The organism is Taylorella asinigenitalis MCE3 (assembly GCF_000226625.1).
Classification (GTDB): domain Bacteria; phylum Pseudomonadota; class Gammaproteobacteria; order Burkholderiales; family Burkholderiaceae_B; genus Taylorella; species Taylorella asinigenitalis.
In genome coordinates this window covers 237,347-262,173 of the sequence record NC_016043.1, presented here as the reverse complement: position 1 = coordinate 262,173, position 24,827 = coordinate 237,347, and the positions used below count along the sequence as shown (strand labels likewise).

The window sequence follows — 24,827 nt, the reverse complement described above, 5'->3', positions numbered from 1 at the left end:
TTAGCTAATGAGTAGGAAATAGCTTAGGAAGAACGTCGAGAATTTGCTCTCTTTCTTCATTTTGAGATTTATTAAGAGCACGCATAGGTGCATGCATATATTTTTGAGTTAGGCCTTGAGCAAGTCGCTCTAAAGCCTCTTCTGGACTCACACCCTTAGCTAAAAGTTTGCGAGCTTTATCGAGTTCAATTTGAGCAAGTGTTTGAGCAGAATTATTAAGAGATTGAATTACAGGAACGACTTCTCTAGTTTTAAGCCAATTCATAAAATTGCTTACACTTGAATCGATAATTTGTTCAGCCTCTACAACAGCGGCTTTACGCATATCGTTACCCATCTGTACCATACGACCTAAATCATCTACGGTATAAAGATACACCTCTCCAAGTCGTCCAACTTCTGGCTCGATATCACGCGGCACCGCAAGATCAACCATAACCATAGGTTGGAATCGTCTATGCTTGAGGGCACTTTGAATCATTCCTAACCCTAAAATTGGCAATGTTGACGCCGTACAGGATACAACTACATCAAATTCATGAATACGCTCTGGCAGTTCCGCTAGCTTAATCACGTCTGCACGGAACCTTGATGCAAGTGCTTCACCGCGTTCAATAGTGCGATTCGCAATAACAATTTGCTTAGGATTATGAGCTGCAAAATGAGTAACACACAACTCAATCATCTCACCTGCACCCACAAATAAAACTTTAGAATTATCCAAATCACCGAACACCCTTTCGGACATTCGTACGGCCGCAGCAGCCATAGATACAGATTCTTGACCAATAGCAGTGTTGGAACGAACTTCTTTAGCTACTGAAAATGTTTTTTGGAATAATTGATTGAGCATAGTACCAAGAGCACCTGCTTCAGATGCTGCACGGACAGCATTTTTCATCTGACCCAGTATTTGAGCTTCACCAAGCACCATTGAATCAAGACCAGAAGCTACACGAAAAGCGTGTCGCACAGCCATATCCTGAGAGTATTCATAAAGGTGTGGAGAAATAACAGAAGAGTCGAGCGAATTAAAATCAGCCATCCACTGACCTATATGTTCAGCAGCATCAGGCTGAGCTGCAACATAAATTTCTGTGCGGTTACAGGTTGATAAAATGGCCGCTTCTTTCACGCGGCCGTTAAAACAGGCTCTTAAACCATCTAATGCAGGACGTACCAGATCACCAGACATAGAAACCCTTTCTCGCACATCTACTGGTGCAGAATGATGGTTAAGTCCAAATGTAAATACACTAGTCATTAGATTCAATGGGTCTTCAAATCAATTACATATTATAGGGTTTTAAATGCTGAAATAATACAATTTCGTGTCAGACCATAACTTATTTTTGAAAACTTTCTATTTTTACTTCACAAATTATTAGTTTTTAAGTATGATATACAGCTTACAGTCAAATATGGTTCGGTAGCTCAGTTGGTAGAGCAGCGGATTGAAAATCCGCGTGTCGGCGGTTCGATTCCGCCCCAAACCACCAAAATAAAAACCCTATCCATCTAACCCCAATACTTTAAATCTCTCATCGTCAGATAAATAATTTTTCTCATTTGGTGCAGCCTCTTTAGATCCAAAAGGCATTTGTGAAATCAATATCCACTCGCTTGGAATATTAAAAATCTCACGCAGTTTATCCTCTATTAGTTCGTTATAGTGTTGAAGCGAAGCTCCAATACCTTTCTCTGCCAGCGCGGTCCATACGGCATATTGGGACATTCCATTGCTTTGTTGAGCATATTTAGGAAAGCTTTCTGCATATAAAGGGAATTTTTTCTTCAATTCTTCTATTGTTTTGCTATCCTCATAAAATAGGATAGTTCCAATTCCCGATTGAAATGCACAATTAATTTTCTGCTCTGAACTTGGATAATCTTCTTCACTAACAACTGCCTTAATTGAGGCTTTTACAAGCTCCCATAATTTGTTATGTTCTTCGCCCCACAAAATCACTATTCTATTAGACATTGAGTTGTAGGCTGTAGGAGATTCATTTACAACATTTTTGATTAAATCTGTGATTTCTTCTTTAGAAATATCAACATTTTTCCCTAGTGCATATATAGAGCGACGCTTTTTTTGTAACTCGTAAAAACTAGACACTTAGTTCTCCTTTTATTGATTTTTTAGTTTTAATAACTATATATAATAATAGATGCAGCGAAATATTTGGTTACATTAATGTCTATTTTCTTTGGGAGATGTTATGCGTTTATTTCTAGCTATTTTCTTTCCGCCAATTTTATTTTTTACAATTGGTAGACCAGGACTAGGGATACTAACCTTTTTCTGATGATTACCATAATTGGATGGATTCCAGCCGCAATATGGGCCGTTTATGCACTATCTGAACACAATCAAGAGCAAAGATTTAAAGAACTTGCCCGTATGCAAGCTCAGGCTCAATCACAGGCTAAAGCCAAAAACCCTTTTGATGCAAAAGACGCAGATGTCTTTGAAGGGTCAGGTCGCATAATTAACTAACTACTCGATGCCTGCAAGCTTATGAGTTTGCAGGCTAAGAGCCCATCTCTGCTTTCCCTTAGCATTTAATTTCCCAATAGTTTCGATTGTTTGAAGAATATTCATCTGACCTTCAAGCTCAAGCGGTGACAGAAATCTGTGCTTAGCGGGAAACTTCGAAGCCATAGCTTCAGCCCAAGACATAAAATCATCGATGGAATGCGAGAGCATTGCCACACTATCGACAACGATACGCAACTCATCCACATCAAACCCAACAGCCTGCTCGTAGCGTTCCTTATAGCAATACTTCGGACTGATGGCAATGAAATCGATTCCGACCGGCACTCTCGCAAGCCCATTACTTTCGATACACATAAAGTAGCCCCGTGCCTTAAACGCCGCCACCAATTCCTCAACCCGCGGATGAACCGAAGGCTCTCCACCAGTCAGAATTATATTTCGCACATCAAATGCCCCAACAGCTGCGAGCACCCTTGACAATGGCTTATACTCAAATTCTTCGTAATTTGTATCACACCACTCGCATGATAAATTACATCGACCAAGCCGTACAAAAACCGAGGGCATTCCTGTGTTATACCCCTCGCCCTGAAGGCTTTTAAATATCTCAACTATGCGAAATTGTGGTTCGTCCGAGGCATCGGACAGTGACTTAATATTAATAGTCTTCATTAAAAATGCATTCGCTATATGATGAGGGCGTCTCCCACAAACGCACTCTAGATACGCCTTCAATTCTGGAGCGCAATTTAGTTAAGATATGGCTCGAGATATTTTCTGCAGTTGTTCTATGTGCAAATGCGTACGTCTTCATCTTCCACCCATCTAACAATTTCGCAATCTCAGACTCTCTATCATTTGTAGAATCATATAAAAACGCATGGTCCATAGGTTCAATAACAAGCTCTTCCACAATCGATTTAAGATCAGCAAAATCAATAACCATGCCCATCTTCGGCCCCTCTGTAATTACTGGACCCGTCACTTCTACTTCAAGCCTATAGGTATGCCCATGTAAATTTTTGCATTTACCATCATGACCATCAAGCAAGTGGGCAATATCAAAATTAAACGTTTTTACTACTTTCATCTTTAGAAGCTAAGTATTCCTCAAGACCACGATTGCGAAGAATGCAGCTAGGACATTTACCGCATCCACCCTCAACACCTTCATAACAAGTATGCGTGCGATTTCGAACAAATTCCAAATATCCCAACTTATCGGCCAGCTCCCATGTTTGAGCTTTAGTGAGCCACATAAGAGGAGTATGAATGACAAAGTCAAAATTCATAGCCAAATTCATACTAACATTCATCGATTTCACAAAGATATCGCGACAATCGGGATATCCACTAAAGTCAGTCTCGCAAACTCCAATCACAATATTGCGAATACCCTGAGATTTGGCATATATACAGGCATACAAAATAAACAAAGCATTGCGGCCATCCACGAATGTATTTGGCAAACCATCTTCGTTTTGGCCTATCTCTGCACCCTCTTCCATTAAAGCATTAGATGTAATGCCCTTGATCACACTAAGGTCCAGAATAGTTTGCTTCACACCAAGTTCAGTCACAATTTCACGAGCTTTCTGAAGCTCAATATCGTGTCGTTGCCCATATAAAAAAGTAATGGTCTCTACATTTGAGACACCGTATTTTTCAATCGCTTGAAGCAAACAAGTCGTCGAGTCTTGACCGCCCGAAAAAATAACTAAAGCCTTATTTTCCATGCTTTAGTTAGAATCCTTGCTGTAATTGCGAAGATGTTCAGCTATCTTAGTTTTATCCATTTTTGACCAAAGCATAGCAGTCAGTAGCAAACGAGCTTTTCGAGGGCAAATAAATCCCCCCATTAACGCACCCTTGCGTTGAAGGTCAATTTCACTACCCTCATACGCATATGTTTTATATGTAGTTGAGCCCCGTCCCGTACGAGTGCATATCATTACAGGCATATTTTCAATAATAGGTACAAGTTTTTTGGCAATGTTTCCGGGAACATGCCCCGCCCCAAATCCAGCAATCACAAGTCCCTTATAGGATGAATGCAAAATCCAATCATATATTTCCTCGGACTCATTAAGAGTAGACTCAAGGAGCAAAACGCAAGGGCTCGTATCTTCTGGAACTGGAAATAACAATCGCTCATTGGCCTGCCTTCTTAGAATAAATTGATTTTCCAAAATCACACCAATCGGACCAACCTGCGGTGATTCAAAAGCATTTACCGCATTTGCGTGAGTTTTCATCACATATCGAGCTTGATGAACCTCATCGTTCATAACTACAAACACCCCATGCCCTCTAGATCTTATATCAACCGCTACCTTAATTGCGTTTAGTAAATTAGAGGCCCCGTCCGCACCTGCGACTTCAGGATGTCGCATAGCCCCTGTCAATACCAAAGGCACTGCATATGGCCAATATAGGTCAAGTAAGTATGATGTCTCCTCAAGCGTATCCGTCCCTTGCACAAGGACAATACCCTGAGCACCACGCTCTACCTGTTGCTTAGCCCAAGCCAATGCCGTAAATAGCAAATCAAAACTCAAAGACCCACTCGCTACGTTGGCAATGGTCTTGTGCCATATATCAAGTGACATATCTTTCAAACCTGGAACAGCTTCTAACAATTCCTCTGCTCCAAGTGTCGACTCAATGCCCGCCAACTTATCGGAACTAGTCATTGTGATAGTTCCCCCTAAAGTTCCTACAGCAACGGTCGATGAAATAATAGTCATATCAATTCCTAATTTGATTTTGGTGAACGCATAGTAACGAATTCTTCAGCAGATGTTGGATGGATACCGATAGTAGCATCAAACTGTGCCTTAGTCGCACCTGCTTTTAAGGCAACGCCAAAGCCTTGAATAATCTCAGGGGCATAGTCTCCGACCATATGCACCCCCAATACTTTATCCGTTGAATTTTGAACGATTAATCGCATCAGTGTACGCTCATCCAAACCAGATAATGTATGTTTCATGGCCTTAAAGTTAGATTCGAAAATTACTATATCATCTGCATATTTTTCTCGAGCCTCTTGTTCCGTAAGCCCCACCGTCCCCATCGTTGGCTTAGTGAATACTGCAAATGGCACATTTTCATATGACATTTTACGACTGCCATCTCCAAAAACATGGCTTACAAAAGCCATAGCCTCGGCTATCGCAACAGGAGTCAAGTCCATACGTCCTACAACATCACCTATTGCATAAATAGATGCAACTGAGGTTTGTGAATTTTCATCTACTTTGATATGTCCAGAATCCTTAATTTGGACACCTACTTTCCCTAAATTCAAACCATCAATTTTAGGTTTGCGCCCTAAGGCCAGTAAAACTTCATCTACTTGCAAAGTCTCATTAGTGTCGAGTTCAGCGGTAAGCTTATATTCTGAACCCTCAGGATTTTTTTTAACAGCTTTAATATTTACGGCTTCAGATATATTGATACCGCTTTTAATAAGCTCTTCCTTCAAAAATTCGATACTTGGGGCATCAAAATCTTTTAATATTTTCGAGCGAACTATTTGTCTAACATCTACTCCAAGGCCATTAAATATAGATGCAAATTCACATGCGATAAAACCTCCGCCAACAATTAATATTTTCTTTGGCAATGTTTCAAGGTCGAAAATTTGATTTGAATTTACTGTCAAATCTGCACCCTCAAATTGAGGTATAACAGGCCACCCACCTGTGGCAATAAGTATGTATTTTGTTGTGTACTGCTTCCCGTCTACTTCCACAGTATGTTCATCTACTAAGTTCGCATGACCGCGAATAATTTGAACACCTGGTTTTTCTAATATATTTTGGTAAATTCCATTTAAACGAGTTATTTCTTTTGCACGATTAGCTTTTAATATTTCCCAATCAAAAGAAACCCCTTCAAGAGACCATCCGTATCCCTTGGATGCTTCAAACTCGCCTGAAAATTCAGAAGCATATTTATAGAGTTTTTTTGGTACACAACCTACATTTACGCATGTTCCACCAAGTGGGGCATCTTCAGCCACAGCCACCCTAGCACCAGCACTAGCAGCCATTCTAGAAGCACGAACGCCTCCACTACCAGCACCTATTACGAACAAATCATAATCATAAGAATGCATAAAAACTTCCAAAAAAAACGACAATACTCATTATACTAAGTATTGCCGTTTTGCTTGATAAGCAAGCTATATCTATTTCTTAGTCATATGAGTTATGAATTCCTCACCAGATTCATAAACAACATTTGAGCGACCAACAATAAGTGGGTCTATTTTTCCGATAGCTTCCATATCCTTATTGTTGTAGTTAAATTTATTTAAAACATAACGCATAGCATTTAAACGTGCACGTTTTTTACAATTTGATTTAACCACAGTCCAAGGAGCATCGCTTGTATCCGTATAAAAGAACATCGCTTCTTTTGCTTTTGTGTAATCATCCCATTTATCTAAGGATGCAAGATCAATAGGCGATAATTTCCATCTTTTTAATGGGTGGTGCTGACGCTCACGGAATCGACGACGTTGCTCATCACGACTTACAGAGAACCAAAATTTAATAAGCGTTATGCCACTGCGAACAAGAATACGTTCAAATTCAGGAGCTTGACGCATAAATTCCTGATATTCAGCATCAGTACAGAAGCCCATTACTCGCTCCACACCTGCACGGTTATACCAAGAGCGGTCAAATAAAACTATCTCACCTTTTGTAGGAAGATTCTCTACATATCTTTGAAAATACCACTGACCTCTTTCGCGCTCAGTTGGTTTTTGAAGAGCCACGATGCGTGCATAACGAGGATTTAAGTGCTCCATAAATCTCTTAATAGTACCACCCTTACCAGCCGCATCTCGTCCTTCAAAAATAATAACTACCCTAGCACCAGAGTCTTGAACCCATTGCTGAAGTTTTAATAATTCAACCTGAAGATTATATTTTTGGAACTCATAATTGCGGCGACTCATCAAATATTTGTATGGATAGACGCCTTCTTTTTGCCAATCATCAACCAATTCTAAGTCAGGATTGGTTTTACTAGTTGTTTCAAGCCTACGTTTTTCCTCACGCAACACTTTAAGAAGTGCATTCCTATCATCAGGTGACAATATTTCTAAAAGTGCATTTGCTCTTTCATGTCTATCAACTGATGTTTCTGCATGAGAGAGTTCACGTGCTAAATTAGCCGCTTGAAGCTCCGCTTTTGATTGAACCTTATGAGATACTACATTTCTACGAGTGCCAGCTTGAGTAGAACCAACTACTGTATCTCCTTCTATAGCTTTACGTGCAGTTGTAGAAGAGGGTTTTGATGATGATTTAGTTGAAGTCTTTCTTTTAGCAGTAGTTGATGATTTTGCAGTAGACTTTTTTGTAGTCCTTTTAGTTGCGCTAGAGGGTTTCTTAGCGACCATATGGGGCTCCCGTAATCTGAAAATGTAACATTCGATATTTTACTACTTGAAGCCTTTACAATATTATTAAATCACTAAATTATCCTAACTAAACCATGATTAAAAATACATTAACAATTGCTGGCGTTGACCCATCGGGTGGAGCTGGAGTACTAGCAGATATAAAAGTAATGTCTGCTTTAGGCACATATGCATGCGGTATCATTGCCGCCCTAACAGCTCAAAATACTCAAAGAGTATCGGGCGTAAAACCTATAGATAAGGAATTTATAAAACTTCAAATAGATACACTTTTTGAAGATGTACGAATTGATGGCGTAAAAATCGGCATGCTTGGTGATGCAGTAACCATAAGAACTGTAGCAGATGGTCTTGAAAAACATAAACCACCATTTATCGTTCTCGATACCGTTATGGTTGCAAAAAGCGGCGATAAATTATTAGAGGACTCTGCTATTAAATCTCTTAGAGAAGAACTTATTCCATTTGCACAGATGATTACACCGAATTTGCCGGAAGCATCTGAGTTGTTGGAAAGCATGAGCATTGCCACCATACAAGAAGCATATAAGGCAACTGAACGATTGCATAAACTAATGAACCAATCACGCGAGAGTTGGGTATTGCTCAAGGGCGGCCATTCAAGCGGCTCTGAGACGGTTGATTTGCTTTTTAATGGCGATAAGATGATAGAACATGTGAATGCCAAACATGAAACAAAGAACACGCACGGCACGGGGTGCTCGCTTTCATCTGCGATATGTGCTTTGCAAACTAAATACGAAGACGTTCCGAAAGCGACGCGCATTGCCATAGATTATGTACATGAAGCTATAGAAAATGCGGGCTTATTGACAGTGGGCAATGGTCATGGGCCCATACATCATTTCTACAATGTTTGGTAAAATGTGTTCTCAATTTAAAGGTGTTCTATGTCAAGCTTAAATTCACTACTCGAGAAAAGTCGCATCAATATGATCCAACAGCAAATTAGGCCTGCTGGCGTGTTGGATGAACGTGTGCTCAACGCTCTTTTGGGTCTATCACGTGAGGCCTTTGTCGCACCTGAATTTGACACTGTGGCATATTCTGATACGTCGATTCCTATTGTAATCAACGGAGAACCCTCAGGCGAAAATATGCTCACTCCCATCACTGAAGCGAGAATTGCAGAATCGCTAGCTCTTTTGCCTACAGACACTTGTCTTGAAATTGGGACAGGTAGCGGTTTTCAAGCGGCTCTTCTTAGCAGACTTTGTTCTGAAGTTGAGACTGTTGAAATCAATCCTAATATCGCAAATTTTGCTATGGAAAATCTTGCACGAAATCATATTAGTAATGTTCGTGTGCAAGTCGGGGATGCATCTGCTGGATGGGGTTCACGCGAATATAATGCTATTGCAATTACAGGATCATGCCCAAAACTTCCTGATGCTTTTAAATATCAGCTCTCTGTTGGAGGCCGTCTCGTTGCATTTGTTGGGACACCACCTGTTATTGAAATGAAGTTGATTACTCGTCTAAGTGCTTCGGAATTTGAAGAGCAAACACTGACAGAAACTTTAATCGATAAGCTGCACGGAGCCGCTTTTGTCGAATCAAATTTCACCTTTTAATTAGAGTTTCTGATTTTCTCTACTAGCTTAGTGGTCGAGCGATTATGTTCAAATGGAACAGCAATCGCCTGACCGCCCCACGATTTAACTAACTCACTCTCGGGCAACTTAGACATATCATAATCACCGCCTTTTACTATCGTTTGAGGCTTTAAAAGCTCTATCAATTCATATGGAGTGGATTCATCAAAATAAGTAACATAATCCACACTCTCTAAAGCAGCCACCACTGCCATTCTATCTTGCAAATTATTGTAGGGCCTCGCATCCCCTTTATTTAAGAGCTTCACCGAGTTATCCGTGTTTAGTGCGACCACAAGTTTGCCGCCAAATCGCTCCTTGGTATGTGCTAAATATGTTACATGCCCACGGTGCAAAATATCGAATACACCATTGGTAAATACAATATTCGACTCGTATTTAAGCCTTAATTGCAATTCTTTTGGTGGCAATATCTTCGCTTCGTATCCAACCATATCAATAGATGATAAATAAGATGAACATAATAAGCATAAGTATCAAGACGAAGATTATTGATTTTGAATTCAAGTCCTGTTGCTCATTAAGCTTATCTATTTTTTCTAAAAGATCTTTTGTTCTATCTTGACGCTCTAAGTTTTGATAAACAAGTCTTGGGATTTGCGGTAGCATATCAGCCCATTGAGAAGATTCATGTTTGAGTTGCTCAACAAATCTCTTAGGCCCCACCCTATTTATCATCCACCTCTCAAGGAAAGGCTTTGCCGTAGACCATAAATCCAAATCTGGATCAAGTTCGCGACCCATGCCCTCTACATTAAGCAAAGTCTTCTGAAGCAAGACTAGCTGCGGTTGAATAGATACATGAAAACGTTTTGAGATTTGAAATAATCTTTTTAAAACATTTCCTAAACTTATTTCACTTATAGGTCTATCAAAATAAGGCTCACAAACTGTACGAATGGCTGCTTCCAATTGTTCTTCTCGGGTATTTGGCGGCACCCATTGGGACTCAATGTGTAACTGCGCAACTCTTCGATAGTCTCTTTGGAAAAATGCAAGAAAATTTTGAGCTAAATAATTCTTATCAAAGTCAGAGAGGGAGCCTACAATACCAAAATCCAGTGCGACATACTGACCAAAAGTTTGTGGATTTACGGAAATAAAAATATTTCCTGGATGCATATCCGCATGGAAAAATCCGTCTTCAAAAACTTGCATAAAAAAGATTTCTACACCCATACGTGCAAGTTTTTTAATATCAACACCTGCCTCAATTACAGAGTCAATTTGAGCTATCGGAATCCCTTCCATCCAATCCATAGTGAAAACTTTTGAATTAGAATAGTCCCAATGCACTTCAGGTATAAGCAATAAATTTTCTCGACCTTTTTTCTTAAAATTTCTTCTTAGTTGACTGCAATTAGCTGCCTCAATTTGTAGATCGAGCTCATCATGAAGATATTGATCAAACTCGGCTATAACTTCTTTAGGCTTTAAACGCTTTCCATCGGGTACGAATCTTTGAATAAATCCAGCAAAACTATGCAATAAAAGCAAATCTTTTTCGATTACTTTTTGCATTTCAGGTCTTAAAATTTTTACGGCTACACGTCTTCCATTATGCAAAGTCGCTTCATGCACTTGAGCAACAGAGGCTGAGGCACACGGTTCTTTATTAAAAGTTGCGAATAGTTCATCGACAGATTTTCCAAAAGTCGATTCAATAATAGATACCGCTTCTTTTGATGGAAATGGAGGGACTCGATCCTGCAATAACTGAAGCTCGTCGGCTATATCCTGAGGTACTATATCTCTGCGAGTAGAGAGTACTTGACCAAATTTAATAAATATTGGACCTAGTTCCTCTAGAGCCTCACGCAAGCGCACCCCTCTAGATTTGGTTGGGTTGCGACCAAAGCGAGTTAGATTAAGAAAAGTAGTTGCATAAGGATTTCTCATCCTCTCCAAGACGAGTTCATCAAGACTATACTTCCAACCTACAAAACCTATACGTAGTAAGCGAAATAGCCTCATTATTCACCTAGCATTACAGCATCTTCAACTACAGAATTCGCCGTCTTAAGTTTCCAATTTAATTTATCAAGACGGTGATCTAAATCTTGAATATCGTATTTAAGTTCTAAAAACTCATTTCTAGTAACAGTTACATGAAAGTCTTTAGACATAAATTCCCTTGCTCGCTCAAAACCTTTATTAGAAATTGATGATGAAAGCTCTTTACTTTTTCTTAGACCCTCAAAAATAGTACCTGCCGCTAGAGGACCAATAGTATTGCTTAACTCAGCCACACCACTCTCTTTAAGTAGGACCACCAATTCTGCCAATGTTTTTGCTAAACCTGCTTCCCCCTCAATATGCATAAGTTCCGTCAAGTCATCAATAGAAATTCCATCAGCTAGTAATGAAGGAATTTTAAATAAAACACTATTATCCAATGTTAAAGTAACGTTCGGTTCATAAGCTTGAGCACCATCTATATACTCAAGACCCGTACCACCCATGACTCTAAAATAATGGATTTTATTTAGTATTCGAACACACAAAATTTTCCCAGAGTATTGATCGAGCTGACCTTTGATTTGTGGATTTTTAACAATTGCAGAGTTAAGGAGCAGAACGCCTAATTTAATGGGATTTATTTTTGAGACTAAGGCACCAATTCCGCTTGAACTTGATGCACGTGTGGCTTGCTCTAATAAGCCGCCTACCCCATTTAGTAAATCTGTCAGTAAACTCATAGCTTGAAACCCTCATGAAGTGCGACTATACCCATACTAAGATTATGATAATCAACCATCTCGAACCCCACGCCCCGCATCATCTGAGCTAAAGTTTCCTGATCTGGATGCATGCGAATAGACTCCGCTAAATATCTATAACTGTCTTCATCTTTGGCAATGTTCTTGCCCAGCCAAGGCAATATATTGAACGAATACCAATCATATGCTTTTTCAAGTGGTTGATAAATTTTTGAAAACTCAAGAATAAGCAATTTACCGCCTGGCTTAAGAACACGAAACATTTCAGCAATTGCCTTATCTTTATGAGTCATATTCCTCAAACCGAAAGCAACAGTCACAACATCAAAGTAATTATCTTTAAATGGCAATGCTTCCGCATCACATACAACACTAGGAATATTGAACCCATTATCGATTAGACGGTCTCGTCCCACACTTAACATCGAGTAATTTATATCTGTGTGCCAGACTTCCCCTTCTTTGCCCACCTTTTTTGCAAAGGCGATAGTCAAATCTCCTGAACCTGCAGCTACATCAAGCACCTTCATGCCTTTTTGCACATTGGCTTTTCCTATGGTGAACAACTTCCATGCTCTATGAAGACCTACTGACATAAAGTCATTCATAATGTCATATCGTTTTGCTACAGAATGAAATACATCAGCGACTTTTTCCGCTTTTTTATCTTCGTCTACTGTTTGAAAGCCAAAATGGGTTTTTTTGCTTTCATCTGGGGGAATTTGGTTTTGCATATGAATCAAAAAAGAATAATGTCACAAACATGACATATAATGAATTTAATATTGGTTGATTGTAACAAAGTTACAGCCAACAAAACCATTATTTAATCCTTTTAATTTTACCGTATTATGGCAAGCACAATCTTAGTAGTAGAAGATGAACCAGCTATTCAAGAGCTTATTTCAGTAAACCTTACGTTTGCGGGACATAAAGTGCTTCGTGCCTTAGATGTCGTACAAGCGAAAATTCTAATTGATGCGGAACTTCCTGACTTGATTCTTCTTGACTGGATGCTACCTAATACATCTGGACTTTCTCTTGCTAGATCTCTCCGTAGCAATGAGAGAACTCAGGATATACCTATCATAATGCTTACGGCAAAAAATAGTGAAGCTGATAAAGTAGAGGGTTTGGAAAATGGTGCTGATGACTATATTACAAAGCCTTTCTCTCCTAAAGAACTATTAGCACGCATCAAAGCTGTTCTTCGAAGAAGAGCCCCTCAGCTTACAGATGATGAAATTAATATAGCTGGCTTACATTTGGACCCAGGATCGCATCGAGTTACAGGTAATAACACCCTTCTCTCTTTAGGTCCTACTGAATTCCGTATGCTTCATTTCTTTATGACTCATGCGGAGCGAGTTTTTAGTCGTGGCCAGCTATTAGATCACGTATGGGGTGATCACGTTTTCCTAGAAGAACGCACTGTGGATGTGCATATCAGAAGACTTCGTAAAGCACTTGAGCCTAGTGGTCATGATCAACTAATAGAAACTGTTCGTGGTAGCGGTTATAGATTTACTACTAGACTGCCTTCTTCAAATTAGTAACAGGGATCGTTATGTTCCCTCCATTTTTTGCCATTATTCTCTCCTTTTTTGCTGGCATAGTTGCTCAGTATTATCTGCACTCCTTTTGGGGAATCTTAATAGCATTCGGTGTATTAATGATTTTCCATATAATCAACCGCGTTAAGCTATACAAAATTAGGTCATGGGTAAATAATCTTGAGTCGACCCCTCCAATTTACATGGGGTATTTAGAACCTATTATTAGTCCTCTTTTTCGTCATTTCAAAAAACTGACTCACGAAAATAAAAATCTTATGTCCCTAAACAGGGATATTATGGAAGCGGCAAACGCTTACCCTGCAGGTGTAATTATTTTAAATAGTGATTACACAATCCAATGGTGCAATAAAAATGCCTATAGTCTTATCGGTATAGATAATAGACGAGATATTGGTACTAGTATTTTTAATATCTTGCGATCACCTGATTTTTATAAATACGTAATTTCTGGAATTTGGACAAAACCCTATTTGAGTTATGTGCATAAAAATGAGCAAACGTATAACTTGAAATATGAACTAACCAAATACCATAACGGTGGAATACTGGTACTATGCTTTGATAATACAGCTATTGATCGCATGAAAACTACGCAACAAGATTTTGTGGCAAATGTTTCTCATGAACTAAAAACTCCACTTACTGTACTTATTGGCTTTTTGGAAACATTAGGTAATCTGCCAGACTCACTGACAAATGAGCAAAAAGAGCATTTTCACCAATTAATGCAAGAGCAGGCCATAAGAATGCAGGCGATCATATCCGATCTACTTGCATTATCTGAACTTGAATCCTCTAAATTAGACTATTCTCAGCAACCCGAAGTGAAGGTCTCTGCCCTACTAGAATCGGCTAAGCGTTCCATCGATATGCTCTCAGGGGGGCATCATAAAATCACTTGGAATGTAGATGAGGATTTAACCATACGTGGAAAACAGACGGAACTTGGATCAGCATTTACTAATATTTTGACAAATGCTGTCAGATATACTCCTGAGGGAGGCAGTATTGATGTATTTTGGGGGCTAAATGATAAAGGGAACCCTGTATTTAGCGTCAAAGACTCAGGTTTAGGAATATCTCCAACAGATATATCTCGAATAACGGAAAGATTTTATCGTGTAGACAAGAGCCGCTCTAGAGCTTCGGGTGGGACTGGTTTAGGTCTTGCTATTACTAAGCATGTCGCTTTAAGGCATCAAGCTAAACTTTTAATTGAATCTAAATTGAACCAAGGTAGTACATTTAGCCTAATATTCCCAATTCAGAATTTTGAACAAGAAGAACAAAATATTATAGAATAGTTAGTTTTTAAATCGTTTTGAATTGTAACGAAAAATGCTGAATGACTATCTGAAACTAATACTTACTTCTAAGGTTTATGAGGCCGCAGAAGAAACTCCACTAGATTTTGCTCCGATACTTTCAGCCCGAATTAATAACAACATTTACTTTAAACGAGAAGATAGCCAAGACGTATTTAGCTTCAAAATTCGCGGAGCTTACAACAAGATGGCACATCTGACTCCAAAAGAACTTGAGCGTGGAGTTATTACCTCTTCAGCAGGAAACCATGCACAAGGCGTTGCCCTATCAGCTAGAAAACTAGGCTGTAAGGCGATTATATGTATGCCCGTTTCAACACCCGCAGTAAAGGTAAATGCCGTTAGACGTCTAGGGGCTGAAGTGGTACTTCATGGTGAGTCTTATACAGAGACGCAAACCCATGCAAAAAAACTCTGTAAAGAACAAAACCTGACATTTATTCATCCATTTGACGATCCATATGTAATTGCAGGTCAGGGAACCATTGCCATGGAGATTATGAGACAAACTACTCCAGATATTGAGGCGATTTTCTGTCCAATCGGTGGGGGTGGATTGATCTCGGGCATTGCCATCTATATCAAAGCTTTGTATCCGCATATTAAAGTTATAGGTGTTCAGACTGAGGATTCAGCTGCCATGAAATTAAGTATAGAAGCGGATAAGCGGGTGACATTGTCAGATGTAGGGCTATTTTCTGATGGTACTGCCGTAAAACAGGTTGGGTCGCATACATATGAGATTTGTAAAAACTACGTGGACGATTATGTTTGCGTGAATACAGATGAGATTTGTTCTGCTATTAGAGATGTGTTCCTTGATACGAGAAATGTGGTGGAGCCTGCGGGGGCATTGTCAGTGGCAGGGGCTAAGAAATATGCTTATGAGAAAGGTCTAAAAGGCACTAATTTAGTTGCTGTAACTACAGGAGCTAATATGAATTTTGATTTGCTACGATTTGTGGCAGAGCGTGCATCTGTAGGTGATTACACAGAGGCCCTGTTCTCAGTTACGATGCCCGAGAAAAAGGGAAGTTTTAAAAAATTATGTGCTGCTATCGGTAACCGTCAGGTGACAGAATTTAATTACCGCATTTCAGATAAACAGCAAGCTCATGTATTTATCGGAATTCAGACTACTGATCAAGAAGGCATTCGTAAGCTTCATGCTCAACTCGATAAGGAGTTTTATGATGTTCGCGACCTTAGTAATGATGATTTAGCTAAAACGCATATACGTCATATGGTAGGTGGTAAGAGCCCTCTTGCGGAAAATGAGTTGCTATATAGATTTGAATTTCCTGAAAGACCAGGGGCTTTGATGAACTTCTTATTAGCTTTGAATCCTGAGTGGAATATTAGTCTGTTTCACTATCGCAATACTGGAGGAGACTTTGGGCATGTACTCTGCGGAATACAGGTGCCTCCAGACAGCAAAAAGGCATTTAAAGAAGTGCTTAAAAATTTGGGTTATAGGTATGTAAATGAAACCGATAACCCTGCTTACAAAATGTTCTTATAGTTACTAGAATTTATATAGACTAAAAACAGAGGTTCCAGATTCTTCTATAAGTTTGGAACCTCCAAGATCTGGAAGGTCGATTATGGCACAGGCCTCCACAATGTTAGCCCCAAGACGTTTTAATAATCGACTCGCAGCAAGCAATGTGCCTCCTGTAGCTATCAAGTCATCCATTAAAAGAACCCTCTGCCCAGCATGAACAGCATCAGTGTGTATTTCGACTGAGGCACTCCCATATTCAAGATTGTAATCTTCGCCTAAAGTATCAAAAGGAAGTTTTCCTTTTTTACGAATTGGGACAAAGCCTAAATTCAATTCATAGGCAACAACACTTCCTAAAATAAATCCACGTGCATCAACCCCTGCAACAACATCGAGATTTTGACTCATATAGCGAGAGACAAATATATCGATAAGCATACGAAAACAACGCGGGTCCTGCAGAACGGGTGTTATGTCTCTAAAGTTAACTCCAGGTTGAGGCCAATCTGGAATTGTGCGAATGTTTTGTCTTACTGTTTCGATGGGGTTGTATTGCATGATTATGGGGGAGATTTGTAACTTAATTATTATAAGCTAAGTTAAAATATGCGCATGAAATCAATCAATCACTTAAAGTCTGCTAGGACTACATTTAATATAGAAGCGAGTGCCCTACAGAACATTGCCACCCATATTGGACATGAGTTTATTGAGGCATGTGAGCTTATTCTTACTCGTAAGGGACGTGTAGTCGTTACGGGTATAGGTAAGTCTGGTCATGTGGCACGTAAAATCGCTTCTACATTGGCATCGACAGGGACTGCTGCATATTTTGTCCATGCGGCAGAGGCTGTGCATGGGGATCTTGGGATGATTACCAAGGGTGATATTGTGATTGCGATTTCTTACTCTGGGCAAAGCGTAGAGTTTGCGACGATATTGCCACTAATAAAAAGGTCAGGGGCTCGCATTATTGCCATAACTGGAGACACTAAATCTGAACTTGCACAAATTTCAGATGTGGTATTGAGTGTGCGAGTGGAGCGAGAGGCATGTCCTATGGGCTTAGCACCGACAAGTAGTACAACTGCTACTATGGCTATGGGCGATGCCATTGCCATCGCATGCTTGGAGGCTATGCAATTTAATCACGATGATTTTGCTCGCTCTCATCCAGGCGGGGCTTTGGGGCGTAAGTTACTTACTAAAGTATCAGATATTATGAGACCGCTTGCCGATTTGCCATGCGTATCACAGGATGCGAGTATGGACGAAATTCTTAAAACCATGTCATCTAAAACTCTTGGTATGGCTTGCTATGCGGATAAGCAAGGACGTGCTGCTGGCATTTTTACAGACGGAGATTTGCGAAGACTTATTCAAAAACAAGGCGATATTCGCTCGTTTAAGATGTCCGATGTGATGACCAAAAATCCCAAAACTATCTCCGATACATTGATGGCCACTGAGGCTTTAAATATTATGGAGAAGCATTCTATTAATCTTCTGCTTGTGACAGATTCCGATAAAATATTAATTGGGGCTCTGCATATGCAAGATTTATTGAGATCAAAAGTAATCTAAGGGGTATATATGCACAAAGTAAGGCTTCCATGCGAACTTCAGGTTTTATCACATGTCCCGCCAAGTGTGAGGCTTAAGGCTCTTGAAATAAAGCTTGTTGCCTTTGATGTGGATGGTGTACTTACTGATGGTGCTCTTTACTTGGGTCCAGATGGTGAGGTTATGAAGCGATTTCATACTCAAGACGGCGGTGGGATCAATAGACTAAAAGAGCACGGATTTAAGGTGGTTTGGATTACTGGGCGTGGAGGTCCAATTGTCGAGAAACGTGCCTCGGAACTTGGAATTCACGCCTTATATCAAAATGCCCGTGACAAATATCAAATCATGTTATCCATCCTCGAAGAATATAAGCTTAGTCTGAAAGAGGTCGCTTATATGGGGGACGATATTTTAGATTATCCCCTACTTAAAACTGTTGGACTCTCAGCAAGTGTTCCACATGCACCTGAGTATATTAAGGAAGCCGCTCATTGGATAAGCACTAAAGATGGGGGGCATGGGGCAGCTCGCGAATTTATTGATATTATTTTGGCTGCTCAAGGTTTATTAAACCAATCACTTAAATCTAAATTAAACCTACAGTAATATGAGAGAAAGACTTCCCACCTTTTTAGCATTTGGCTTGCTGATATTACTGGTCATTGCCACCTGGTGGGCCTCAGAATACGCAAAAAAAACTATACCCATAGATCAAGTTAGCGTGCAAAAAAACAAACCCGATGCATGGTCGGGGGAATTTAAAATGATCACCTCAGATGAACAAGGGCATGCTATCAATAGACTTATAGGCCAGCGAATCGAGCATTTTCCTGTTAATGATTTCTATCTTATTACTGATGCCCACTTAATAGCTGAAGATGCAAAAAATCCAAGAACAATCGGCCGATCAAATAAAGCTAGGGTAATGCAAAATGGAGATTTGATTATTCTTGAAGGGGATGCAATCGTAAATCGCCCCGCCACTGAGAATCAACCAAACATAAAAATCGAATCTGATAAACTAGAAATTCACACAAAAACGGGTTTAATACAAACTAAAAGTGAGGTCGTTGTCCATCACGGAGATTCGGTACTCAAGGGGGTTGGAATGACTTTCGATAACAAGACGGGGCTACTAAATGTTCTTAATAACTCTGGTCTTGAAATTGCCCCAGAAGATTTAAACAAAGGTCGCTCAGATAAAAAGCGATTCAAAACTGAGTTGCGATAAGCTATGAATTCAAGACTTTTATATTTTCTTTTAGCATCTATATTTTCTACGAGCGTTGTTCATGCACAAGGTCTAAAAGATCTTATGAACACTGGTAGTTCAAAAGGTGCAGAAGAACCAAAAACCACCGTTCTATCAGACTCTCTTCAATATAACAAGAATACAAATGAGACCGTCTTCTCTGGAAATGTAATTTTACAGAGAGGATTGATGAAATTAACGGCAGATGAATTGCATATCACAGAAAATTCTGATGGTACCCAAAGGGGTGAGGCTGTTGTTGGGCCAAAAAAGAAGGTAGAGTTTTTTAATGAACGGCCAGAGCAATATGAATTATTAAAAGGATCAGGAAAATCGGCAATTTATGACGGAAGTTCTGACCAAATTATCCTTAAGGGTAACGCAATTATTACGAGAAGCGTTTGCGGATATATAGTAGATAGTATATCTGGCGAAGAAATTATTTTTGATAACGCAAATAATACATATACAGCAAAACGCTCCAATTCAAGCAGAGTGCGTTCTGTATTAGAACCTAGAGCTAACGGTAACAAAGCTTTAGAGGAATGTAAAAAAAAGTATAATGGCAAGCCCATGCCTTCAATCATAAAAGACAAAGTATGATTCCAATTAACTCTGATGGTACTTTAAGGGCCATTGGACTTCGCAAAGACTACGGAAAAAGATCCGTAGTTAAAAATGTCAGTCTCGAAGTTAATAGCGGAGAGATTGTAGGTCTTCTTGGTCCTAATGGAGCTGGCAAGACTACGAGCTTTTATATGATTGTAGGGCTAGTACCTGCAGACTACGGTTTAATTGAAATTGATGGAGTGGAAGTAACTACCCTTCCTATACATAAAAGAGCAAGAATAGGTCTTTCTTATTTACCTCAAGATGCATCAATTTTTAGAAAGCTCACGGTTGAGCAAAATATTCTAGCAGTACTTGAAATACAGCAATACCACTCAAAGGCTTCAGGCCATAAATTCAATCTAAATGAAGAATTAGAAAATCTCCTCTCTGAACTGCAAATTCAACATATAAGAACCAGTCCTGCGATATCATTGTCAGGTGGAGAGAGAAGACGGGTTGAAATTGCTAGAGCTTTAGCCACAAAACCTAGGTTTATTCTTTTGGATGAACCATTTGCAGGGGTGGATCCAATAGCAGTTATTGAAATTCAGAGAATTGTTAATTTCCTCAAGAGGCGTAATATTGGAGTACTTATTACTGACCACAATGTTCGCGAAACTTTAGGAATTTGCGATAGAGCATATATAATCTCTGACGGTAGTGTCTTAACTAGTGGCACACCCGATGAAATAATTCTAAATCCCGAAGTACGAAAAGTATATTTGGGCGAAAATTTCCGTATGTAGGGATAATTTATTATGAATCAAATCTCAGCTAACTTGTCACAAGAAAATATTCTGCTTGATGTTCAGGCATCAAGTAAAAAAAGAGCCTTTGAGCAAGTAGCACAAATATTCGAGGATCAGTATGGCATTGCCAGAGCAACGGTTTTTGATAGCCTTTTTGCAAGAGAAAGATTGGGATCCACTGCTTTAGGGCATGGAGTTGCAATTCCTCATGGTCGCATTCCAAAATTAGAAGATACGCATATTGCGGTTCTTCGATTAGAAACTCCAATTGCCTTTGATGCACCTGATGGAGAGAATGTTCGTTTACTAGTCTGCTTGCTTGTTCCTGAATCTGCTACTCAGGAACATTTGGACTTGTTGGCATTGATTGCCAAAAAACTCTCAAATGAAGAGACTAGACGAAAATTATTTAATGTTGAGACTACTGAAGAAGTATTGAGTATTCTATCGGAATCTGAAAATGAGCCTAGTAATGGGCTTGATTCTGAAGTTGATCTCAAAGCGGAAGTTGAAGCTGAAGCCGACGCACAAGTCGAAGCCGAAGCCCAAGTCAAAGCAGAAGCCAAGGCCGACCTAAATTCCAACTTAGAGGATAATAACAATACTGATGCTTAGTATTAAAGAATTAGTTGAAGAAAATACTGGTACTTTAAAGTTCAGTTGGTATCTAAGCGACTCCTTTGGGGATCGCATGCTTTCTTCAATTGAGGATACGAATACTACAGCCGCAGATTTAATCGGACACCTAAATATTATGCACCCCCAAAGGGTGCAAGTATTTGGTGTAGTGGAAACTGAATATTTTCAAAATTTAGACAAAACTCAAACTAAACACTACCTTGAGACTTTAAAAAATGGCTCAGTTCCAGCCATTGTAATTGCTGAAGATATACCCCCGCCTAAATCCATAATTGAATTTTGTGAGATAAATAAAGTTGCTCTTTTAACCTCCCCTATTGATGCATCTCGCATAATCGATGTGCTTAGAGTTTTTCTCACTAGAAGATTTGCCCCAAAAACCACCGTTCATGGAGTTTTTCTAGACGTGTTAGGAGTTGGAGTCTTAATTACAGGGGAATCTGGATTGGGTAAAAGTGAACTTGCACTTGAGCTTATTTCACGTGGACACGGATTGGTAGCCGATGATGCAGTTGAATTTGCCCGTACATATCCAAACTATATTGAAGGACGTTGTCCTGAACTACTAAGAAATTTACTTGAAGTCCGAGGATTAGGGCTTTTGGATATACGCACTATTTTCGGTGAGACGGCTGTACGTCGCAAGATGAGCCTAAAGCTTATAGTTAATTTGGTTAGGGCAAATACAGAATTTTTCGAAAGACTTCCTATGCAAGAGCAGTCAGATGATATATTGGGCATTCCGATTAGGAAAGTTACTCTTCAAGTCGCAGCTGGACGTAACTTAGCTGTTTTAGTTGAAGCTGCAGTGCGGAACATGGTTCTCAAGATTCGGGGCATCGATACACTGAGTGACTTCATGAAGAAACAATCAGAAGCTATTCTTAAAGATTCAAAGATATAAAGGACCTATATGAAGTCTGTCGTGATAGTTACTGGAATCTCAGGATCAGGTAAATCAGTTGCTATCAAGCAGCTTGAAGACCTAGGCTACTATTGCGTCGATAATTTACCAGTATCGCTTATAAAGAACTTTATTGATGACTCTAGCCTTAAGGGAGAAGATTTTCTTGCGGCTGCCGTTGATGCACGAAGCCATAACGATATTCATCATTTGCCAGAGACCGTTAAACGTATGCGAGAGCTCGGATACAACGTACAGGTTCTTTATTTAGATGCTGCTTTCGATGTTTTAATTCATAGATTTTCTGAAACGAGAAGAGCCCACCCACTCACTAAGCGTATCAAAAATGAGACAAATCATACTCCATCTTTAGAGGAGTGCATTGACTACGAAAAGAACTTATTAAGTTCCATTAAAGAAAGTGAGCAAGTAATTGATACTTCACTACTTAAACCAAGCGAACTTAGAAACTGGATTAAAGAATTAATCAATGTTCGCAGTGGAGATACCCTAATCACATTTGAATCATTCGGTTACAAATACGGGGTCCCAAGTAGTGCAGATATTGTTTTTGATGTAAGATGTCTACCTAATCCCTACTACGATGCTCAACTTAAGCCATTGACGGGCTTAGACACTGAGGTAGCGGAGTGGTTGGGTAGCAAACCACAAGTAAACGAGATGATCGAGGACATTGCCACCTTTGTACGGAAGTGGCTTCCACAGTATATGCAGGACACTCGTAGTTATTTGACGGTTGCGATTGGGTGCACGGGTGGTCAGCATAGATCTGTTTATATCGCAGAAAAACTAGCCGATATTTTCAAAGAACATAAACCGCTGCGTGTAAGGCATAGAGCACTCTCTCATTTTGCGAGAGTTTAATTTAGGATATTTATGGACTGTAAGGCTTATTTATCTTCTATTTTACTTGGAGTCGGTGTAGCTCTAAGTGCCGCTGCCGTTGCTGATCAGCCGCATTTCTACCATGATTCTCAAGCCAAAAAAGGTAAGGCTTATACTGTTGCAGGAAAAGCTTATCGTCCGTTTACTAAATTAAAGGAATATACTCAGACTGGGACGGCTTCATGGTATGGCCCTGGCTTTCATGGCCGCCTCACAGCAAATGGACAAAAATATAATCAAAACGCCCTTACAGCCGCTCATAAGGAACTGCCGTTTAATAGTATTGTTAAGGTTACGAGCGAGACTACAGGAAAAAGCGTGATTGTGCATATTAATGACCGTGGCCCGTTCCATAAAAATCGCATTATTGATCTCTCGTATGCAGCTGCAAAGCAGTTGGGGATTCACAAAAAAGGCACGGATAAAGTTACGATTGAGCTCGTAGGCTTTAAAACTGAGAATAAGAAAGCTAAGTAGCTATTTTGCGGCTCCCAAGTGGCTTCCCATGTGCGGCACGCCCTAGCCATAGCCCTCCCCCTCGCTTTTGATGCGAAGAGCCATATCGTATATAGGTTTCCTGGGGCTTGACATAAACTCATGCACCACAGCAACCGCATCCTTTACCGATACCCCTTTCCCTAACATCAGTCGTAGCAGTTTCTCGCTTTCCGCCTCCCCCTCTCGGGTGGCAATGCCCACGCCCTCCACAATAATCACAAATTCGCCTTTCTGATTATTGCTATCCGCAGCAAGCCAATCCACCATCTCACGCACACTGCCTCTCACAGCAGTTTCGAATTTCTTAGTAAGCTCCTTACACACCGTAATCAACCTATCCTCACCGAGCAACTCCATCATATCTTTCATCGACTCTTCGATTCTATGAGGCGATTCAAACACCACCGCAGGGCGAATATTCTCAGTCAATTCCTGTTCTATGAATCCTTTGCGCTCACTGGCTTTTGATGGCAAAAATCCCAAGAAACTAAATCCACTCAAGGAAATATCTTTTGGTCTCACACCAGAGGCCATAACAGCAGTTATTACAGCCGACGCCCCAGGAATAGGTACCACACGAAATCCTCGTTCGAGCATAGCCTCTATCAATACACTTCCTGGGTCAGATACCGCAGGCGTTCCAGCATCAGATATCATCGCAACCCTAAGCCCCTCCGAAAGATAGGATGCAACCAAATCTATGGATTCCGTCTCATTAAATTTATGAAGAGCCATTAATTTCTTAGGCTCAATATGTAACTGCGACAGAAGTTGCTTAGAAGTACGAGTATCCTCACATGCAATCACATCGCATAATTGCAGAGTATAAATAGCACGATAAGAGATATCGGCCAGATTCCCTATAGGTGTAGAAACCACATACAGAGCCGCTTCTGGCCAATCTTGATGTTTTAAGTTATCGAGCAAATGGGGTGGACAAAATTGTCCTTCAGGCTTGGACATGAGAGGTCAAAATTAGAAAATATAAATTTAAA

General features: G+C 39.9%; 27 protein-coding genes, 1 tRNA gene and 2 pseudogenes. 16 read left to right on the top strand and 14 right to left on the bottom strand.

The features are described 5' to 3' along the window. Positions 1-4: 4 nt before the first annotated feature. Positions 5-1,264 carry a glutamyl-tRNA reductase gene (gene hemA, locus TASI_RS01290; RefSeq protein WP_044977897.1) on the bottom strand — a complete coding sequence of 420 codons (1,260 nt, stop codon included), beginning with the start codon at positions 1,262-1,264 and terminating at the stop codon, positions 5-7. Between the two features lie 159 nt (positions 1,265-1,423). Here hemA and TASI_RS01285 point away from each other — a divergent pair. Then, positions 1,424-1,499, top strand: a tRNA-Phe gene (locus TASI_RS01285). 11 nt (positions 1,500-1,510) lie between these two features. On the opposite strand, the gene TASI_RS01280 is transcribed toward TASI_RS01285, so the two are convergent. After that, a complete protein-coding gene (locus TASI_RS01280) occupies positions 1,511-2,119 on the bottom strand; it encodes a nitroreductase family protein (RefSeq protein ID WP_014110949.1) in 609 nt (202 codons plus the stop codon). Positions 2,120-2,222: 103 nt separating this feature from the next. Between TASI_RS01280 and TASI_RS07970 the strand changes: the two are divergent. After that, a pseudogene (locus tag TASI_RS07970) lies at positions 2,223-2,395 on the top strand (YqaE/Pmp3 family membrane protein); the annotation flags it as partial. A 105-nt stretch (positions 2,396-2,500) separates the two neighbouring features. Here the strand turns inward: TASI_RS07970 and TASI_RS01270 are convergent. The 6 genes from TASI_RS01270 to ppk2 all read right to left on the bottom strand — a co-directional run bounded on the left by TASI_RS01270 (position 2,501) and on the right by ppk2 (position 7,922). After that, positions 2,501-3,175, bottom strand: coding sequence for a 7-carboxy-7-deazaguanine synthase QueE (locus tag TASI_RS01270; RefSeq protein ID WP_014110947.1), 675 nt, complete (start codon positions 3,173-3,175; stop codon positions 2,501-2,503). Further along, positions 3,162-3,593 carry a 6-carboxytetrahydropterin synthase QueD gene (gene queD / locus TASI_RS01265; protein WP_014110946.1) on the bottom strand — a complete coding sequence of 144 codons (432 nt, stop codon included), beginning with the start codon at positions 3,591-3,593 and terminating at the stop codon, positions 3,162-3,164. The genes TASI_RS01270 and queD overlap by 14 nt, the downstream gene beginning before the upstream one ends. Next, positions 3,571-4,239 carry a 7-cyano-7-deazaguanine synthase QueC gene (queC, locus tag TASI_RS01260; protein ID WP_014110945.1) on the bottom strand — a complete coding sequence of 223 codons (669 nt, stop codon included), beginning with the start codon at positions 4,237-4,239 and terminating at the stop codon, positions 3,571-3,573. The genes queD and queC overlap by 23 nt, the downstream gene beginning before the upstream one ends. A 3-nt stretch (positions 4,240-4,242) precedes the next feature. Then, positions 4,243-5,250: an asparaginase gene (locus TASI_RS01255; protein ID WP_014110944.1), complete on the bottom strand. Its 1,008-nt coding sequence runs from the start codon at positions 5,248-5,250 to the stop codon at positions 4,243-4,245. 8 nt (positions 5,251-5,258) lie between these two features. Beyond that, positions 5,259-6,626, bottom strand: a complete 1,368-nt coding sequence (gene gorA / locus TASI_RS01250) for a glutathione-disulfide reductase (protein ID WP_014110943.1) — start codon at positions 6,624-6,626, stop codon at positions 5,259-5,261. Between the two features lie 72 nt (positions 6,627-6,698). Further along, positions 6,699-7,922 carry a polyphosphate kinase 2 gene (gene ppk2, locus TASI_RS01245; protein ID WP_014110942.1) on the bottom strand — a complete coding sequence of 408 codons (1,224 nt, stop codon included), beginning with the start codon at positions 7,920-7,922 and terminating at the stop codon, positions 6,699-6,701. 95 nt (positions 7,923-8,017) lie between these two features. Here ppk2 and thiD point away from each other — a divergent pair, with 95 nt between their 5' ends. Further along, positions 8,018-8,827: a bifunctional hydroxymethylpyrimidine kinase/phosphomethylpyrimidine kinase gene (thiD, locus tag TASI_RS01240; RefSeq protein WP_014110941.1), complete on the top strand. Its 810-nt coding sequence runs from the start codon at positions 8,018-8,020 to the stop codon at positions 8,825-8,827. A 27-nt stretch (positions 8,828-8,854) separates the two neighbouring features. Next, on the top strand, positions 8,855-9,538 hold the full coding sequence (locus tag TASI_RS01235; RefSeq protein ID WP_014110940.1) for a protein-L-isoaspartate O-methyltransferase family protein: 684 nt from the start codon (positions 8,855-8,857) through the stop codon (positions 9,536-9,538). Here the strand turns inward: TASI_RS01235 and TASI_RS01230 are convergent. Genes TASI_RS01230 through ubiE form a run of 4 tightly spaced genes read right to left on the bottom strand, consistent with a single transcriptional unit; the run spans position 9,535 to position 13,034 of the window. After that, positions 9,535-10,014, bottom strand: a complete 480-nt coding sequence (locus TASI_RS01230) for an adenylyltransferase/cytidyltransferase family protein (RefSeq protein ID WP_014110939.1) — start codon at positions 10,012-10,014, stop codon at positions 9,535-9,537. The genes TASI_RS01235 and TASI_RS01230 overlap by 4 nt on opposite strands. A gap of 1 nt (position 10,015) precedes the next feature. Continuing rightward, on the bottom strand, positions 10,016-11,554 hold the full coding sequence (gene ubiB / locus TASI_RS01225; protein WP_044977894.1) for a ubiquinone biosynthesis regulatory protein kinase UbiB: 1,539 nt from the start codon (positions 11,552-11,554) through the stop codon (positions 10,016-10,018). Next, positions 11,554-12,279, bottom strand: coding sequence for a hypothetical protein (locus TASI_RS01220; RefSeq protein ID WP_014110937.1), 726 nt, complete (start codon positions 12,277-12,279; stop codon positions 11,554-11,556). The genes ubiB and TASI_RS01220 overlap by 1 nt, the downstream gene beginning before the upstream one ends. Further along, positions 12,276-13,034 carry a bifunctional demethylmenaquinone methyltransferase/2-methoxy-6-polyprenyl-1,4-benzoquinol methylase UbiE gene (gene ubiE, locus TASI_RS01215; RefSeq protein ID WP_014110936.1) on the bottom strand — a complete coding sequence of 253 codons (759 nt, stop codon included), beginning with the start codon at positions 13,032-13,034 and terminating at the stop codon, positions 12,276-12,278. Before ubiE ends, TASI_RS01220 begins: the two co-directional genes overlap by 4 nt. A gap of 117 nt (positions 13,035-13,151) precedes the next feature. Between ubiE and phoB the strand changes: the two genes are divergently transcribed. The 3 genes from phoB to ilvA are packed head-to-tail and all read left to right on the top strand — an operon-like array spanning position 13,152 to position 16,724. Continuing rightward, positions 13,152-13,853: a phosphate regulon transcriptional regulator PhoB gene (gene phoB, locus TASI_RS01210; RefSeq protein WP_014110935.1), complete on the top strand. Its 702-nt coding sequence runs from the start codon at positions 13,152-13,154 to the stop codon at positions 13,851-13,853. A 14-nt stretch (positions 13,854-13,867) separates the two neighbouring features. Continuing rightward, positions 13,868-15,181: a phosphate regulon sensor histidine kinase PhoR gene (phoR, locus tag TASI_RS01205; protein ID WP_014110934.1), complete on the top strand. Its 1,314-nt coding sequence runs from the start codon at positions 13,868-13,870 to the stop codon at positions 15,179-15,181. A gap of 34 nt (positions 15,182-15,215) precedes the next feature. Next, the gene (gene ilvA, locus TASI_RS01200) at positions 15,216-16,724 is read left to right on the top strand and encodes a threonine ammonia-lyase, biosynthetic (protein ID WP_014110933.1); all 1,509 of its coding nucleotides are present in this window, start codon (positions 15,216-15,218) and stop codon (positions 16,722-16,724) included. 3 nt (positions 16,725-16,727) lie between these two features. On the opposite strand, the gene TASI_RS01195 is transcribed toward ilvA, so the two are convergent. Next, entirely contained in the window at positions 16,728-17,264 is a 537-nt protein-coding gene (locus TASI_RS01195) for an adenine phosphoribosyltransferase (RefSeq protein WP_014110932.1), read from the bottom strand. Between the two features lie 48 nt (positions 17,265-17,312). Between TASI_RS01195 and TASI_RS01190 the strand changes: the two genes are divergently transcribed. The 9 genes and pseudogenes from TASI_RS01190 to TASI_RS01150 all read left to right on the top strand — a co-directional run bounded on the left by TASI_RS01190 (position 17,313) and on the right by TASI_RS01150 (position 23,811). Next, entirely contained in the window at positions 17,313-18,290 is a 978-nt protein-coding gene (locus TASI_RS01190; RefSeq protein ID WP_014110931.1) for a KpsF/GutQ family sugar-phosphate isomerase, read from the top strand. Between the two features lie 9 nt (positions 18,291-18,299). Next, positions 18,300-18,878 (top strand): KdsC family phosphatase, encoded by a 579-nt coding sequence (locus TASI_RS01185; RefSeq protein WP_014110930.1) that lies wholly within the window; start codon positions 18,300-18,302, stop codon positions 18,876-18,878. Position 18,879: 1 nt separating this feature from the next. Further along, the gene (gene lptC, locus TASI_RS01180; RefSeq protein ID WP_014110929.1) at positions 18,880-19,503 is read left to right on the top strand and encodes an LPS export ABC transporter periplasmic protein LptC; all 624 of its coding nucleotides are present in this window, start codon (positions 18,880-18,882) and stop codon (positions 19,501-19,503) included. A 3-nt stretch (positions 19,504-19,506) separates the two neighbouring features. Beyond that, a complete protein-coding gene (lptA, locus tag TASI_RS01175; protein ID WP_014110928.1) occupies positions 19,507-20,127 on the top strand; it encodes a lipopolysaccharide transport periplasmic protein LptA in 621 nt (206 codons plus the stop codon). Beyond that, on the top strand, positions 20,124-20,882 hold the full coding sequence (lptB, locus tag TASI_RS01170; protein WP_014110927.1) for an LPS export ABC transporter ATP-binding protein: 759 nt from the start codon (positions 20,124-20,126) through the stop codon (positions 20,880-20,882). Before lptA ends, lptB begins: the two co-directional genes overlap by 4 nt. A gap of 12 nt (positions 20,883-20,894) precedes the next feature. Further along, positions 20,895-21,293 (top strand): annotated as a pseudogene (locus TASI_RS01165) (PTS sugar transporter subunit IIA); the annotation flags it as partial. Positions 21,294-21,492: 199 nt separating this feature from the next. Further along, positions 21,493-22,428: an HPr(Ser) kinase/phosphatase gene (gene hprK / locus TASI_RS01160; RefSeq protein ID WP_014110925.1), complete on the top strand. Its 936-nt coding sequence runs from the start codon at positions 21,493-21,495 to the stop codon at positions 22,426-22,428. Positions 22,429-22,437: 9 nt separating this feature from the next. Then, positions 22,438-23,313 (top strand): RNase adapter RapZ, encoded by an 876-nt coding sequence (gene rapZ, locus TASI_RS01155; RefSeq protein WP_014110924.1) that lies wholly within the window; start codon positions 22,438-22,440, stop codon positions 23,311-23,313. Between the two features lie 12 nt (positions 23,314-23,325). Further along, positions 23,326-23,811: a septal ring lytic transglycosylase RlpA family protein gene (locus TASI_RS01150; RefSeq protein ID WP_014110923.1), complete on the top strand. Its 486-nt coding sequence runs from the start codon at positions 23,326-23,328 to the stop codon at positions 23,809-23,811. A gap of 42 nt (positions 23,812-23,853) precedes the next feature. Here the strand turns inward: TASI_RS01150 and rsmI are convergent, their stop codons facing one another. Next, on the bottom strand, positions 23,854-24,795 hold the full coding sequence (rsmI, locus tag TASI_RS01145; RefSeq protein WP_014110922.1) for a 16S rRNA (cytidine(1402)-2'-O)-methyltransferase: 942 nt from the start codon (positions 24,793-24,795) through the stop codon (positions 23,854-23,856). Positions 24,796-24,827 lie beyond the last annotated feature (32 nt).